Raw genomic sequence first — 15,246 nt, 5'->3', positions numbered from 1 at the left:
CGGTATCAAGCGAGTAGTGTAGCACTCTCACGCCTCAGCGCGGCAGAGGGCAACGGTATCTTCAATTAATCGACGGGCAACGGTGCCAGGTGGAGGCAGTAAAGGCAGCGCATCAAAACGGAACCATCCGGCATCCAACAGCTCTTTACCGTCGTGCTGTAAGTCGCCGCCGTCATACTCCGCCATAAAGGCCATCATTAAGGACTGCGGGAAAGGCCAGGGCTGGGAAGTGACATAACGGACATTCTTCACGCGCACGTTGCTCTCTTCCATCACTTCGCGTGCAACCGCCTGTTCAATGGTCTCACCGACTTCAACGAACCCGGCCAGCACAGTGTAAATGTTATTACGATGACGCGCATGGTTGGCCAGCAGGATCTCATCTCCACGGCGGATAGCAACGATAATACAGGGCGCAATTTGTGGGTAATAACGTTCACGGCAATGGCTACACAGGCAGGCAAATTCGCGTTTACTGGCATGCATCTCATGACCACAATAGCCGCACCAGCGATGGGATCGGTAAAACTCTGCTAACTGCACCCCGCGCCCGGCCAGCTGAAACAGGCCCGGATCTTCGTTGAGTAACTGGCGCAACGACAACATATCTGACGAACGCGTTTCACAAATCAGCCAGACCTTCTCTCCCTGCCATTCGCCAATCACGCGCCCCTGGTGCCCGGTCAGGCCAAACTGCTGTGCGTTTCCGTGAGGTAAATCGCCTTGCGGTAACCAAATTTTCTGTTCACTACTGACAATCCACCATCCAGCGTCTACGCTTGAAATTTCGCATTGCATTTATTTCGTCATCCTTAGCGTCAACCCGCACGCTGAAGTCCCGATGTTAAGTGTGTAGATGAACAACTATACCCAAATAATTCTGGTTGCAAGACGACAGCACGCTTATTTATCCCGACAGGTTCGCGGAGAACAAGCGCAATTGGCGCATCGCTAATCTGAAATATGAAGGTGCATAACGCATACGGAGTTAACTATGCTTAACCAGTTAGACGTTCTGACCCAACGCGTAGGTGGCAGTAATGAACTGGTAGATTCATGGCTGGCAGCTCGCCGCCAGCTGTTGGTTTCTTATTACCATTTGGTCGGCATCAAGCCAAAAAAAGAAGCGCTGACTCGCCTGGACGAGCAGGCACTGGATAACTTTTGCCACACGCTGGTCGATTATCTTTCATCCGGTCACTTTAGCCTTTACCAGCGTTTGATTGCAGAGATGGACGGCACCAGTCCGCTGCTGGCTGCCGCGCAGATTTACCCGTCGCTGGAAGCCAATACCGAGCAGTTGATGCAGTTGTATGACAGCCACCTGCAACAGGCCATCGACGACGACAACTATGTGACGTTTCAGCACGCCTTGTCAGAAGTCGGCGAAGCTCTTGAGGCGCGTTTTACCCTTGAAGACAAGCTTATCCAAATGGCATGGGACAATCACCTGACTCCGCCCGTGGCGAACGATAGTGAAATTGCCCGCCCTGCTTAACAGGGCCGCAAATGTAAATAACTTGTGATTCATAAAAAGCCCCCTTATGCTGAGTGGGCTTTAAAACATCTGTTTTATGTTAGTCAGGGTTTGACGGTTGCACGTCCTTGCGGGACCTGATTAACCGTTAAACCAAATCTTGTCGGAGTGCCCATTGGGCTGAGACCGTTAATTCGGGATCCGCGGAACCTGATCAGGTTAGAACCTGCGAAGGGAACAAGAGTAAATTTTTACGGTACGCCGCACTCAGGGTGCCCGCTGTGCCGTTACTCCTTCCGAACTCCGGACAAGCAACCTTCCCACTTACTGGAATATTGCTATGTCTACTACGAAAACGACCCGTCGCGAACAACGTGCTCAGGCACAGGAATTCATTGATTCCCTGCAGGGTGGCAGTGCCTTTCCCAACTCAAAACGTATCTGGCTGACCGGCAGTCGTGACGACATTCGTGTCCCCATGCGCGAAATCCAGCTTAGCCCTACATTGACCGGCGGCAGTAAAGATGAGCCCGTTTACCAGGAAAATGAGCCTGTGCCGGTTTATGACACCGCCGGTGCCTATGGCGATCCGGCAGCAAAAATCGACGTGCATCGCGGACTGGATAAACTGCGTGCTCGCTGGATTGAAGAGCGCGACGACAGCGAAAAACTGACGCAGATTAGCTCGGCGTATACGCAGCAGCGACTGGCTGATGACGGACTGGATCACCTGCGCTTTGAACATCTGCCAACGCCGCGCCGTGCTAAAGCCGGCCGCTGTGTGACCCAGTTACATTACGCGCGTCGGGGAATCATCACGCCAGAGATGGAGTTCATCGCCATCAGGGAGAACATGGGCCGTGAGCGCATTCGTGGTGAGGTACTTCTGCAACAGCATCCGGGCCACAGCTTTGGTGCCCATCTGCCCGAAAACATTACCCCCGAGTTTGTACGCCAGGAAGTGGCCGCTGGCCGCGCCATTATTCCGGCCAATATCAACCATCCCGAATCCGAACCGATGATCATTGGACGCAACTTTCTCGTGAAGGTGAATGCCAACATTGGTAACTCAGCGGTGACCTCGTCTATTGAAGAAGAAGTAGAAAAGCTGGTCTGGTCCACACGCTGGGGCGCGGACACGGTCATGGATCTGTCGACCGGACGCTATATTCATGAAACCCGTGAATGGATTCTGCGTAACAGTCCTGTTCCCATCGGCACTGTTCCGATTTATCAGGCACTGGAGAAGGTCAACGGTGTGGCTGAAAACCTGAACTGGGACATTTTCCGCGATACGTTACTGGAGCAGGCCGAACAGGGCGTGGATTATTTTACTATCCATGCGGGTGTGCTGCTGCGCTACGTTCCCATGACTGCAAAACGCCTGACCGGTATTGTGTCCCGTGGTGGCTCCATTATGGCGAAGTGGTGCCTGTCTCATCACAAAGAGAGCTTTCTCTATGAACACTTCCGCGACATCTGTGAAATTTGCGCAGCCTACGATATCGCTTTGTCACTGGGCGACGGATTACGCCCCGGATCGATTCAGGACGCCAACGACGAAGCACAGTTCGCTGAGCTGCACACGCTGGGTGAACTGACAAAAATAGCCTGGGAATATGACGTACAGGTGATGATCGAAGGCCCCGGCCATATCCCGATGCAGATGATCCGTCGCAACATGACAGAGCAGCTGGAACATTGCCATGAAGCGCCGTTTTATACTCTGGGCCCACTGACGACCGACATTGCGCCGGGCTACGATCATTTTACCTCTGGCATCGGTGCCGCCATGATTGGCTGGTTTGGCTGCGCGATGTTGTGTTACGTCACGCCGAAGGAGCATCTTGGCCTGCCAAACAAAGAGGATGTGAAACAGGGGTTAATCACTTACAAGATCGCCGCGCATGCTGCCGATCTGGCCAAAGGCCATCCGGGGGCGCAGATCCGCGACAACGCCATGTCGAAAGCGCGCTTCGAATTTCGCTGGGAAGATCAGTTCAATCTGGCGCTGGATCCTCATACAGCCCGGGCCTATCACGATGAAACGTTGCCACAGGAATCGGGTAAAGTCGCCCACTTCTGTTCAATGTGCGGCCCTAAGTTTTGCTCAATGAAGATCACGCAGGAAGTGCGTGACTATGCTGCCAGACAGGAAGCGGAAGCGCAGGCTATTGAGGTTGGCATGGCGCAGATGTCTGATCATTTCCGTGAACGGGGCGGTGAACTCTACCATCCCGCCACAGCGATTAAGGAGGAGTAAATGAACGCCTTTCCCGCTACCGCGCCGCGATTAGGGCTGTATCCGGTGGTCGACAGCGTTGAATGGATCGAACGCTTACTGGATGCCGGGGTGCGCACGATTCAGCTGCGGATTAAGGATCTGCCAGATGAGATCGTTGAACCCACCATCATCCAGGCTATCGCAACAGGTCAGCGTTACCAGGCGCGCCTGTTTATTAATGACTACTGGCAGCTGGCGATTAAGCATAAGGCTTATGGCGTTCATCTGGGGCAGGAAGATCTGGCCGTGGCCAATGTGCAGCGCATTCTGGACGCAGGCTTGCGCCTGGGCATTTCCACGCACGATGATGCTGAGCTGGATCGGGCGCTGGCGCTGCGTCCTTCCTACATTGCGCTGGGACATATCTTTCCGACTCAGACGAAGGTGATGCCCTCTTCTCCGCAGGGTTTGCCTGAACTTAAACGCCATCTGAGTCGGTTGCAGGGGATCTCTACCGTGGCGATTGGCGGCATCAGCATTGATCGCGTTCCGGCGGTACTGGAAACTGGTGTCGGCAGTATCGCCGTGGTGAGCGCCATTACGCAGGCAGAGGACTGGCGGGCGGCCACCCGCGAGCTGTTACAGCTTGTTGAGCCCGAATCCGGGCATTAACCGCCCTGTCGCGCAGATAAACGCGCACGTTGTGCAACAGGCAGATAAAAACTGGAAAGCCGCGCACGGCAATGAACATTGCGACTGGCGCGGCTTTTTTCTGTCCTTTAAAGTCACTGGCGTCCGGCCGGGATGGCCTGACCAGGGCCAGTTCCCTCCTCTTTCTGGCCCTGCTTCTCACCACCTGAAGCGATGATATCGATAACGGCGGACAGGTCAGCCGACGGCTGATGCGCACAGGCGGCCATCGCCCGCTCGACAGCCTTACCGGTCAAGGCCAGTGCCTGTTCAATCTTACCGCTTGCGGGCAAGGCGTAATTCAGGCGCAGACAGTTACGGTACTTTCCGGAGGCCGAAAACAGCGAGCCTACGGCAATCTGGATCCCTGATTTGCGTAATTCGTGGTTGAGCTGCACCGCATCAAATGCCTCAGGCAATTCAATCCACATCAAAAAACCGCCGTGAGGCCGCGTGACGCAGATACCGCAAGGGAAGTAATGCCGTACCCAGCAGGAAAAGGTGTCGTAATTGCGCTGGTAAACCTGGCGCATCCGCCGAAGATGCGTCTGGTAATGGCCCTGCTGGATAAAGTCAGCTACGGCATGCTGAGGCTGAGTGGCGGTAGAACCTGTCACAATGTATTTCATATGCAAAACACGATCGCGGAAGCGTCCGGGCGCCACCCAGCCCACACGTAAACCCGGTGCCAGCGTTTTGGAAAACGAGCTGCACAGCAATACGCGTCCTTCTGTATCCAGAGATTTAATGGATGAAGGCCGCGGGTACTCCCAGGCCAGCTCACCATAAACATCGTCTTCAATGATCGCCGCATCAAAACGCTGTACCAGACTCAGCAGCGCGCGCTTGCGCTTTTCGGGCATGATAAAGCCAAGAGGATTGTTGCAGTTAGGGACGACGACGACCGCTTTGATCGGCCACTGATCAAAGGCCAGTTCCAGCGCTTCAAGGCTGATTCCCGTTACAGAATCGGTCGGAATCTCAATGGCCCGAATGCCGAACCCACGTAATGTCTGCATGATGCCGTGAAATGACGGCGATTCGACCGCAATGATATCGCCGGGCTGGCATATTGCGCGCACGGACACTGACAGCGCTTCGTGGCAGCCTGTGGTAATCACAATATCTTCTGAGGTCAGCTGGCAGCCGCTGTCGATCATCAACCGGGCAATTTGTTCTCTCAGCCGGGCGACACCGTAAAGGTTGTCGTAATTCAGCAGCGTGCTTTCCTGCTGCTGCGCCTGACGGCTAAACGCCTTCCACAGAGGTTTCAGTGTGGACTGCGTTAAATCCGGCATACCGCTGCCCAGTTGCAGTACATCCTGTTCCCGGCGGCTGTTAAGCAGGTCAAGCACCGCGTCCCACTGGGTAATTTCCACCGGATGTTGCGCCGGACGCGTCAAGGCCGGAACGGGCGGCATCGCCTTATGCGGCGCCACAAAATACCCGGAACGCGCCTGCGCAATAATCAGCTGTTTCTGCTCCAGCAGATAATAGGCCTGCTGTACCGTGCTGATGCTGACACCATGTTCGACGCTCAAACTCCGAACGGAGGGCAGGCGTTCGCCACTTTGGTACAACCCCTGTTCAATACGTTTTTCCAGCAATGTGGCTAAATGTTGATAGCGCGTCATGATCGACCTCAGCCAGGTTGATGACCCGACAAAACAGTACAGACAGCCTGTATTTCTACCATTCAGTCCACGCTGACGGCAATCTGTATGTTAAATAATTGCTTCGGGTGCATCTGTATTGGAAATTGTATCTGCATGAAAATATTTCTCAGGTTACTTACTGAGGGCAGGATCATGGGATATGAGGAAAATCGTAGCGCTAAACCCTTTGCAGTTTCACTCAGCCTGTTTCGCTTTATCTGGCATCATTTTCGTCGCTGGCAGTGTCGGCGCGAAACCCGCATGATTTTATGCAGACTGAGCGACAGTGCGCTGAAAGATATCGGGTTAAAGAGAAGCGATATCAACAAACGCTTTTAATTACGGCTCGCCTGCAAACAGGCGTGAGTCGATTTCGTTAACAGGACGGACTTCGGAAAACACTCTTCACGACAGCACGCGTTATGAATGCCGGTGCCGCCTGTATAAGACAGCCTGATCTCGCAGGCAAAAAAAAACCCTGCCGGAGCAGGGTTTTTTATCAGGCGTTTGACGATTACTCGTCGTTGTTACCGCCAAGACCCGCGTTCAGTAACTCCGCCAGGCTTGCGGATGCTTCGTCAGCAGTCACCTGCGGTGCAGCTGGCACTTCGCCTGCCGCACGACGACGCATACGATCCTGGTGATAAGCGTAACCGGTACCGGCCGGGATCAAACGACCCACGATCACGTTCTCTTTCAGACCGCGCAGTTCGTCGCGCTTGCCTGCTACTGCCGCTTCGGTCAGGACACGTGTAGTTTCCTGGAACGATGCTGCAGAGATGAACGATTCGGTTGCCAGTGACGCTTTAGTGATACCCAGCAGGTCACGTACGAAGGTTGCGCCAACTTTTCCGTTCGCTTCAAGTTCACGGTTAGAGATCTTGATGCGAGAGAATTCAGCCTGCTCACCTTCCAGGAACTCGGTGCTGCCCGCGCTCATGATAGTAGCTTTACGCAGCATCTGACGAACGATGACTTCGATGTGCTTATCGTTAATCTTAACGCCTTGCAGACGGTAAACTTCCTGCACTTCGTTAGTGATGTAACGGGTAACCGCATGCACGCCACGTAAACGCAGGATGTCATGTGGTGACTCTGGACCATCGGAAACCACGTCACCGCGCTCAACACGTTCACCTTCGAACACGTTCAGCTGACGCCATTTCGGAATCATCTCTTCGTACGGATCGCTACCATCCAGCGGTGTAATCACCAGACGACGCTTACCTTTGGTTTCTTTACCGAAGGAGATGATGCCGCTGATCTCCGCCAGGATTGCTGGTTCTTTCGGACGACGCGCTTCGAACAGGTCAGCAACGCGTGGCAGACCACCGGTAATATCCTTGGTACCGCCAGATTCCTGCGGAACACGCGCCAGGGTATCACCCGAGCTGATCTTCACGCCATCTTCCAGCTGTACAATCGCTTTACCTGGCAGGAAGTACTGAGCAGGCATATCGGTACCTGGGATCAGAACATCATTGCCGTTGGCATCAACGATTTTCAGTGCCGGACGCAGATCTTTACCACCTGAGGTACGTTCTGCAGAGTCCAGAACCACCAGCGATGACAGACCCGTTAAGTCGTCAGTCTGACGCGTAATGGTCTGACCATCGATCATGTCGGTGAAGCGAATGAAACCGCCCACTTCTGTGATAACTGGCATGGTATGCGGATCCCAGTTTGCAACGGTTTCACCCGCAGCAACCTGCTCACCATCACCTTTCGCCATGGTCGCACCGTAAGGAACTTTATAGCTCTCTTTCGTACGGCCAAATTCGTCGATCATTTTCAGTTCAACGTTACGCGAGGTGATCACCAGCTTGCCTGCTGAGTTCGTTACCGACTTAGCATTGGTCAGCTTGATGGTACCTTTGTTCTTCACCTGAATGCTGGATTCAGCTGCCGCACGAGATGCCGCACCACCGATGTGGAACGTACGCATCGTCAGCTGTGTACCCGGCTCACCGATTGACTGTGCCGCGATAACACCGATTGCTTCGCCTTTGTTGATGATGTGACCACGTGCCAGGTCGCGACCATAGCAATGCGCACACACACCAAAGTCGGTTTCACAACCTACAACCGAACGCACCTTCACGCTGTCGACTGAGTTCAGTTCCAGCACGTCACACCAGTGCTCATCGAGCAGTGTGTTACGTGGAACCAGAATATCAGCCGTGCCAGGCTTCAGAACGTCTTCTGCCGTTACACGGCCCAGAACGCGCTCACGCAGTGGCTCTTTCACGTCGCCACCTTCGATGACTGGCGTCATCATGATGCCTTCGTGTGTACCACAGTCGTCTTCGGTGACAACCAGATCCTGCGCAACGTCAACCAGACGACGCGTCAGATAACCGGAGTTCGCGGTTTTCAGTGCGGTATCTGCAAGACCTTTACGTGCACCGTGCGTCGAGATGAAGTACTGAAGTACGTTCAGACCTTCACGGAAGTTCGCGGTGATAGGCGTTTCAATGATGGAGCCATCTGGCTTAGCCATCAGACCACGCATACCGGCCAGCTGACGAATCTGTGCAGCAGAACCACGCGCACCGGAGTCGGCCATCATAAAGATGCTGTTAAAGGAAACCTGTTTCTCTTCTTCGCCGTCACGGTTAATCACGGTCTCGGTTGAGAGGTTTTCCATCATCGCCTTCGCTACGCGCTCGTTCGCGGCAGCCCAGATATCGATGACTTTGTTGTAACGTTCGCCGGCGGTAACCAGACCAGACTGGAACTGTTCCTGAATTTCGGCCACTTCGGCTTCGGCTTCAGAGATGATTTCCACTTTCTTGGCTGGGATAACCATGTCGTCGATACCAACAGACGCACCTGAACGGGCGGCGTAGGCGAAACCGGTGTACATGGTCTGGTCAGCAAAGATAACGGTCGGCTTCAGGCCCAAAATGCGATAACAGGTGTTCAGCATTTTAGAGATAGCCTTTTTACCCAGCGCCTGGTTGACGATGGAGAAAGGCAGACCTTTCGGTACGATCATCCACAGAATCGAACGACCAATGGTGGTGTCGATCAAGCTGGTTTTCGCAACGAACTCATCCTGCTCGTTTTTGCTGTACTCAGTGATACGCACTTTAACGCGCGCATGCAGCTCGGCCAGGCCAGCGCGATAAACACGCTCAGCTTCTTTCGGGCCGGTCAGCACCATGCCTTCACCTTTGGCATTCACTTTGTCGCGGGTCATGTAGTACAGACCCAGTACAACGTCCTGTGAAGGAACGATGATTGGCTCGCCGTTCGCCGGTGACAGAATGTTGTTGGTCGACATCATCAGCGCACGCGCTTCCAGCTGGGCTTCCAGCGTCAGCGGTACGTGAACAGCCATCTGGTCACCATCGAAGTCGGCGTTATAGGCCGCACAAACCAGCGGGTGAAGCTGGATGGCTTTACCTTCGATCAGAACCGGTTCAAAGGCCTGGATACCTAAACGGTGCAGCGTTGGTGCACGGTTCAGCAGGACCGGGTGTTCGCGGATGACTTCGTCCAGGATATCCCAAACGACAGCTTCTTCACGCTCAACCATCTTCTTCGCGGCTTTGATGGTGGTGGCCAGGCCACGCAGTTCCAGCTTGCCGTAGATGAACGGTTTGAACAGCTCCAGTGCCATTTTCTTCGGCAGACCGCACTGATGCAGACGCAGGTATGGACCAACGGTAATAACAGAACGACCGGAGTAGTCGACACGCTTACCGAGCAGGTTCTGACGGAAACGACCCTGCTTACCTTTGATCATATCGGCCAAAGATTTCAGAGGACGCTTGTTAGAACCGGTGATCGCACGACCGCGACGACCGTTATCCAGCAGGGCATCAACCGCTTCCTGCAGCATACGTTTTTCGTTACGTACGATGATATCTGGCGCAGCCAGATCCAGCAGGCGTTTCAGACGGTTGTTACGGTTGATCACGCGACGATACAGATCGTTCAGATCCGACGTAGCGAAACGACCACCATCCAGCGGTACCAGCGGACGCAGATCAGGCGGCAGAACCGGCAGAACGGTCAGGATCATCCACTCTGGCTTATTACCAGACTGAACGAACGCTTCCAGCAGCTTGATACGCTTGGTCAGTTTTTTACGCTTGGTCTCGGAGTTGGTTTCGTTCAGCTCTTCACGCAGCTGCTCGCACTCTTGCTCCAGATCCATATTTTTCAGCAGCGCCTGGATAGCTTCTGCACCCATCTTCGCGTCGAATTCGTCACCGAACTCTTCCAGCGCGTCAAGGTACTGCTCTTCCGTCAGAATCTGACGTTTTTCCAGGTTAGTCATGCCGCCTTCGATCACAACATAAGATTCGAAGTACAGCACGCGCTCGATATCACGCAGCGGCATATCCAGCAGCAAGCCGATACGCGATGGCAGTGATTTCAGGAACCAAATGTGCGCAGTCGGTGATGCCAGTTCAATGTGGCCCATGCGCTCACGACGTACTTTGGTCTGTGTAACTTCTACGCCACACTTCTCGCAGATTACGCCACGATGTTTTAAACGCTTGTACTTACCGCACAGGCATTCGTAATCTTTTACCGGTCCAAAAATACGGGCACAGAAAAGACCGTCACGCTCTGGCTTGAAGGTACGGTAGTTAATGGTTTCCGGCTTTTTAACTTCACCAAAAGACCATGAACGGATCATGTCTGGCGAAGCCAGCGCAATTTTGATCGCATCAAACTCTTCGGTCTTAGTTTGCGCTTTCAGAAACTTAAGTAAGTCTTTCACGGATTAGCTCCCGTCGGAGTGAGACTCAGGGGCGTCCAACCGAAATTGAACGCCCCATAACCAGTACAAATGCGAGCGCGTTAACCCTGCGCTTACAGGCCGAAGCCTGCTACTGAGGGTTACTCGTCTTCCAGCTCGATGTTGATACCCAGCGAGCGAATCTCTTTCAACAGTACGTTGAACGATTCTGGCATGCCAGGTTCCATCTGATGGTTGCCATCCACGATGTTCTTATACATCTTGGTACGGCCGTTAACGTCATCAGACTTAACGGTAAGCATTTCCTGGAGGGTATATGCCGCACCGTATGCTTCCAGTGCCCATACTTCCATCTCACCGAAGCGCTGACCACCGAACTGTGCCTTACCACCCAGCGGCTGCTGAGTAACGAGGCTGTAGGAACCGGTAGAACGTGCGTGCATCTTGTCATCAACCAGGTGGTTGAGTTTCAGCATGTACATATAACCAACGGTTACCTGACGTTCGAACTGCTCACCAGTGCGACCATCAAACAGGGTAATCTGACCGGAAGAAGGCAGACCGCCGAGCTCTAACAGCTCTTTGATTTCGCTCTCTTTCGCACCATCAAACACCGGCGTGGCGATTGGCATACCTTTTTTCAGGTTTTCAGCCAGACGCAGAACTTCATCATCACTAAAGGTATTCAGGTCAACTTTCTGACGCACATCTGTGCCCAGATCGTAAGCACGCTGGATGAATTCGCGCAGTTTGGCGACTTCTTCCTGCTTCTTCAGCATCGCGTTGATTTTCTCGCCGATACCTTTCGCTGCCATCCCTAAGTGCGTCTCAAGGATCTGACCGATGTTCATACGTGAAGGTACGCCCAGCGGGTTCAGTACGATATCGACCGGCGTACCGTTCTCATCGTAAGGCATGTCTTCGATTGGGTTGATCTTCGAGATAACACCTTTGTTACCGTGACGACCTGCCATCTTATCACCAGGCTGAATCTGACGTTTAACGGCCAGATAAACCTTAACGATTTTCAGCACGCCTGGTGCCAGATCATCGCCTTGTGTGATTTTACGACGCTTGCCTTCGAGTTTTTTCTCAAACTCGTGCTTCAGTTCGTCGTACTGCTCTGCCAGCTGTTCCAGCTGGTTTTGCTTGGCTTCGTCAGTCAGACCCAGTTCCAGCCAACGCTCACGCGGCAGCTTGTCCAGTTTGTCTGCTTCAACGCCACCAGAAATCAGGACAGACTGGATACGGCTGAACAGGCCCGCTTCCAGAATCTGCAGCTCTTCAGACAGGTCTTTCTTCGCCTGCTTCAGCTGCATCTCTTCGATTTCCAGCGCACGTTTGTCTTTTTCCACGCCATCGCGGGTGAAGACCTGAACGTCGATAACCGTACCCGAAACACCGTTAGGCACGCGCAGAGAAGAGTCTTTCACGTCAGACGCTTTCTCACCGAAGATCGCACGCAGCAGTTTCTCTTCTGGTGTCAGCTGGGTTTCGCCTTTTGGCGTCACTTTACCAACCAGAATGTCACCACCGGTCACTTCCGCACCGATGTAAACGATACCGGATTCATCCAGTTTAGAGAGTGCAGCCTCACCCACGTTCGGGATGTCAGCGGTAATCTCTTCTGGCCCCAGCTTGGTGTCGCGAGACACACAGGCCAGTTCCTGAATGTGGATGGTCGTGAAGCGATCTTCCTGCACCACGCGCTCGGAGACTAAGATGGAGTCTTCGAAGTTGTAACCGTTCCACGGCATGAACGCGACGCGCATGTTCTGACCCAGCGCCAGTTCACCGAGATCGGTAGACGGGCCATCAGCCAGCACATCACCACGCTCAACTGGCTCGCCCAGAGATACACATGGCATCTGGTTGATACAGGTGTTCTGGTTAGAACGGGTGTATTTGGTCAGGTTGTAGATGTCGATGCCCGCTTCGCCCGGATACATTTCGTCTTCGTTAACTTTGATAACGATACGTGATGCATCAACGTACTGAACGGTACCGCCACGTTTCGCCACAGCGGTAACACCGGAGTCAACGGCAACCGCGCGCTCCATACCGGTCCCTACCAGCGGCTTATCGGCACGCAGTGTAGGAACGGCCTGACGTTGCATGTTCGCACCCATCAGGGCGCGGTTAGCATCATCGTGTTCCAGGAACGGGATCAGTGACGCACCGACGGAAACGACCTGTTGGGTCGAAACGTCCATGTAGTCAACCTGATCGCGGCTGAACAGGCTCGATTCACCTTTGCTACGGCAGGTCACCAGGTCATCAACGAACGCACCTTCTTCTGACAGATTGGTGTTCGCCTGAGCGATGACATAGTTACCTTCTTCGATGGCAGACAGGTAATGAATTTCATCGGAAACCACACCGTCGATCACGCGACGATAAGGTGTTTCCAGGAAACCGTACTCGTTGGTCTGCGCATATACAGACAAGGAGTTGATCAGACCGATGTTCGGACCTTCAGGGGTTTCGATTGGGCAGACACGACCGTAGTGCGTTGGGTGTACGTCACGCACTTCGAAGCCGGCACGCTCACGGGTTAAACCACCCGGGCCGAGAGCAGAGATACGACGCTTGTGCGTAATCTCTGACAACGGGTTGTTCTGATCCATAAACTGGGACAGCTGGCTTGAACCAAAGAACTCTTTCACCGCGGCCGAAATAGGCTTGGCGTTGATCATGTCCTGAGGCATCAATGTGTCGAGGTCGCCCAGAGAAAGACGCTCTTTCACTGCACGCTCAACACGGACCAGGCCGACGCGGAACTGGTTTTCCGCCATTTCACCCACTGAACGAATACGACGGTTACCGAGGTGGTCGATATCGTCCACTTCGCCTTTACCGTTACGGATGTCGATCAGCTTTTTCATCACTTCGATGATGTCTTCTTTGCTCAGGATACCTGAACCTTCGATTTCATCACGCAGCAATGAACGGTTGAACTTCATGCGGCCGACAGCAGAAAGATCGTAACGATCTTCAGAGAAGAACAGGTTCTCGAACAGGTTCTCTGCTGCTTCACGCGTAGGTGGCTCACCAGGACGCATCATGCGGTAAATCTCAACCAGCGCGCTCAGGCGATCGTTGGTTGGGTCGACGCGCAGGGTCTCGGAGATATAAGGGCCGTGATCCAGATCGTTGGTGAACAGCGTTTCGATACGCTTGTGACCCGCCTGGCTCAGCTTGGCCAGCAGATCCAGCGACAGCTCCATGTTCGCTGCGATAATCAGTTCACCGGTGTTCTCATCGATATAATCTTTAGAGACCACTTTGCCTGCAATATATTCAACAGGCACTTCAATGTGCTGGATACCGTCTTTTTCGAGCTGACGAATGTGACGCGCAGTGATGCGACGCCCTTTCTCAACGTAGACCGTGCCGTTCGATTCGATATCGAAGGTCGCGGTTTCACCACGCAGGCGCTCTGGCACCAGTTCCATCTGCAGCTTGTTGTCACGGATTTCATACACCACTTTCTCGAAGAAGATATCGAGGATTTCAGCAGTGGTGTAATGCAGTGCGCGCAGGATGATACTGGCCGGCAGCTTACGACGACGGTCAATACGGACGAAAAGGTTGTCTTTCGGGTCAAACTCGAAGTCCAGCCATGAACCACGGTAAGGAATGATACGTGCGTTATACAGCACTTTACCCGATGAGTGGGTTTTACCCTTATCGCTGTCAAAGAATACGCCAGGACTACGATGCAGCTGAGAAACGATAACACGCTCAGTACCGTTGATAACAAAGGTACCGTTGTCTGTCATGAGTGGAATTTCACCCATGTAGACTTCTTGTTCTTTAATGTCTTTTACTGTGCCTTCTGGCGCTTCGCGCTCATAGATCACCAGACGCAGTTTGACGCGCAGCGGTGCCGAGTAGGTCACGCCACGGATCTGACATTCTTTCACGTCAAAGACAGGTTCACCTAAGCGATAGCTGACATACTGCAACTCAGAGTTGCCGCTGTAGCTCGCGATAGGGAATACAGAGCGGAAGGCAGCTTCCAGTCCGTACTGACCTTCTGGATCTTGCTCGATAAACTTCTGAAACGAATCAAGCTGGATAGAAAGGAGATAAGGTATGTCCAAAACTTGTGGACGTTTACCAAAATCCTTACGAATACGTTTTTTCTCGGTATAGGAGTAAACCATAGGGTTCCTCAGCTAGCTGACAAGTCGACCCACGCTGTCCGTCCTGACAGGACAGTTCATGCAACACGATTTTGTTTGATTCACGCACTGCCCGGCAGTGTGTGCAATACCTCTTTCTATCACGCTTAAATCATTTCATTGCTTCAGCGTGGGCAGGGAACCCGCACAGGAAAGCAGTATATTAAGTCGTCGATAGAGAAAGATATTGAAGAGCAACAATGGACAAACAGTGCGAAACCCCATTGAGGCCCTGGAGCGCAAAAAGGCTGGTGACCAAAAAGTCACCAGCCATCAGTCTGATATTACTCAGACTG

8 protein-coding genes and 1 riboswitch are annotated in these 15,246 nt (G+C 53.3%); of the genes, 4 read left to right on the top strand and 4 right to left on the bottom strand.

Going from position 1 to position 15,246, the window contains the following annotated elements; all coding sequences use genetic code 11:
• Positions 1-27 precede the first annotated feature (27 nt).
• On the bottom strand, positions 28-798 hold the full coding sequence (nudC, locus tag G5574_RS14570) for an NAD(+) diphosphatase (RefSeq protein WP_033737957.1): 771 nt from the start codon (positions 796-798) through the stop codon (positions 28-30).
• Between the two features lie 196 nt (positions 799-994).
• On the opposite strand from nudC, the gene rsd reads away from it, so the two are divergent.
• The 3 genes from rsd (at position 995) to thiE (ending at position 4,373) form a co-directional block, all read left to right on the top strand.
• On the top strand, positions 995-1,498 hold the full coding sequence (rsd, locus tag G5574_RS14565) for a sigma D regulator (RefSeq protein WP_164482778.1): 504 nt from the start codon (positions 995-997) through the stop codon (positions 1,496-1,498).
• A gap of 133 nt (positions 1,499-1,631) precedes the next feature.
• A riboswitch (TPP riboswitch) is annotated at positions 1,632-1,731 on the top strand.
• Between the two features lie 86 nt (positions 1,732-1,817).
• Positions 1,818-3,740 carry a phosphomethylpyrimidine synthase ThiC gene (gene thiC / locus G5574_RS14560; protein WP_033737960.1) on the top strand — a complete coding sequence of 641 codons (1,923 nt, stop codon included), beginning with the start codon at positions 1,818-1,820 and terminating at the stop codon, positions 3,738-3,740.
• A complete protein-coding gene (gene thiE / locus G5574_RS14555; RefSeq protein WP_164482777.1) occupies positions 3,741-4,373 on the top strand; it encodes a thiamine phosphate synthase in 633 nt (210 codons plus the stop codon).
• Between the two features lie 113 nt (positions 4,374-4,486).
• On the opposite strand, the gene G5574_RS14550 is transcribed toward thiE, so the two are convergent.
• The gene (locus tag G5574_RS14550) at positions 4,487-6,025 is read right to left on the bottom strand and encodes an aminotransferase-like domain-containing protein (protein ID WP_164482776.1); all 1,539 of its coding nucleotides are present in this window, start codon (positions 6,023-6,025) and stop codon (positions 4,487-4,489) included.
• 174 nt (positions 6,026-6,199) lie between these two features.
• Here G5574_RS14550 and G5574_RS14545 point away from each other — a divergent pair, with 174 nt between their 5' ends.
• The gene (locus G5574_RS14545; RefSeq protein ID WP_033737966.1) at positions 6,200-6,385 is read left to right on the top strand and encodes a DUF1127 domain-containing protein; all 186 of its coding nucleotides are present in this window, start codon (positions 6,200-6,202) and stop codon (positions 6,383-6,385) included.
• A gap of 175 nt (positions 6,386-6,560) precedes the next feature.
• On the opposite strand, the gene rpoC is transcribed toward G5574_RS14545, so the two are convergent.
• On the bottom strand, positions 6,561-10,784 hold the full coding sequence (rpoC, locus tag G5574_RS14540) for a DNA-directed RNA polymerase subunit beta' (RefSeq protein ID WP_033737967.1): 4,224 nt from the start codon (positions 10,782-10,784) through the stop codon (positions 6,561-6,563).
• A 119-nt stretch (positions 10,785-10,903) separates the two neighbouring features.
• On the bottom strand, positions 10,904-14,932 hold the full coding sequence (gene rpoB / locus G5574_RS14535) for a DNA-directed RNA polymerase subunit beta (RefSeq protein ID WP_033737970.1): 4,029 nt from the start codon (positions 14,930-14,932) through the stop codon (positions 10,904-10,906).
• Between the last annotated feature and the right edge of the window lie 314 nt (positions 14,933-15,246).

Origin of the sequence: Pantoea stewartii, assembly GCF_011044475.1 — a bacterium.
In the GTDB taxonomy this organism is placed as follows: domain Bacteria; phylum Pseudomonadota; class Gammaproteobacteria; order Enterobacterales; family Enterobacteriaceae; genus Pantoea; species Pantoea stewartii.
The sequence above is the reverse complement of the archived record's forward strand: the minus strand, read 5'-3'. Positions and strand labels throughout refer to the sequence as shown.

Excerpts from the sequence above, each read along its gene's own strand:
- nudC (WP_033737957.1), bottom strand. The coding sequence starts at position 798 with ATGCAATGCGAAATTTCAAGCGTAGACGCTGGATGGTGGATTGTCAGT.
- rsd (WP_164482778.1), top strand. The coding sequence starts at position 995 with ATGCTTAACCAGTTAGACGTTCTGACCCAACGCGTAGGTGGCAGTAAT.
- thiC (WP_033737960.1), top strand. The coding sequence starts at position 1,818 with ATGTCTACTACGAAAACGACCCGTCGCGAACAACGTGCTCAGGCACAG.
- thiE (WP_164482777.1), top strand. The coding sequence starts at position 3,741 with ATGAACGCCTTTCCCGCTACCGCGCCGCGATTAGGGCTGTATCCGGTG.
- G5574_RS14550 (WP_164482776.1), bottom strand. The coding sequence starts at position 6,025 with ATGACGCGCTATCAACATTTAGCCACATTGCTGGAAAAACGTATTGAA.
- G5574_RS14545 (WP_033737966.1), top strand. The coding sequence starts at position 6,200 with ATGGGATATGAGGAAAATCGTAGCGCTAAACCCTTTGCAGTTTCACTC.
- rpoB (WP_033737970.1), bottom strand. The coding sequence starts at position 14,932 with ATGGTTTACTCCTATACCGAGAAAAAACGTATTCGTAAGGATTTTGGT.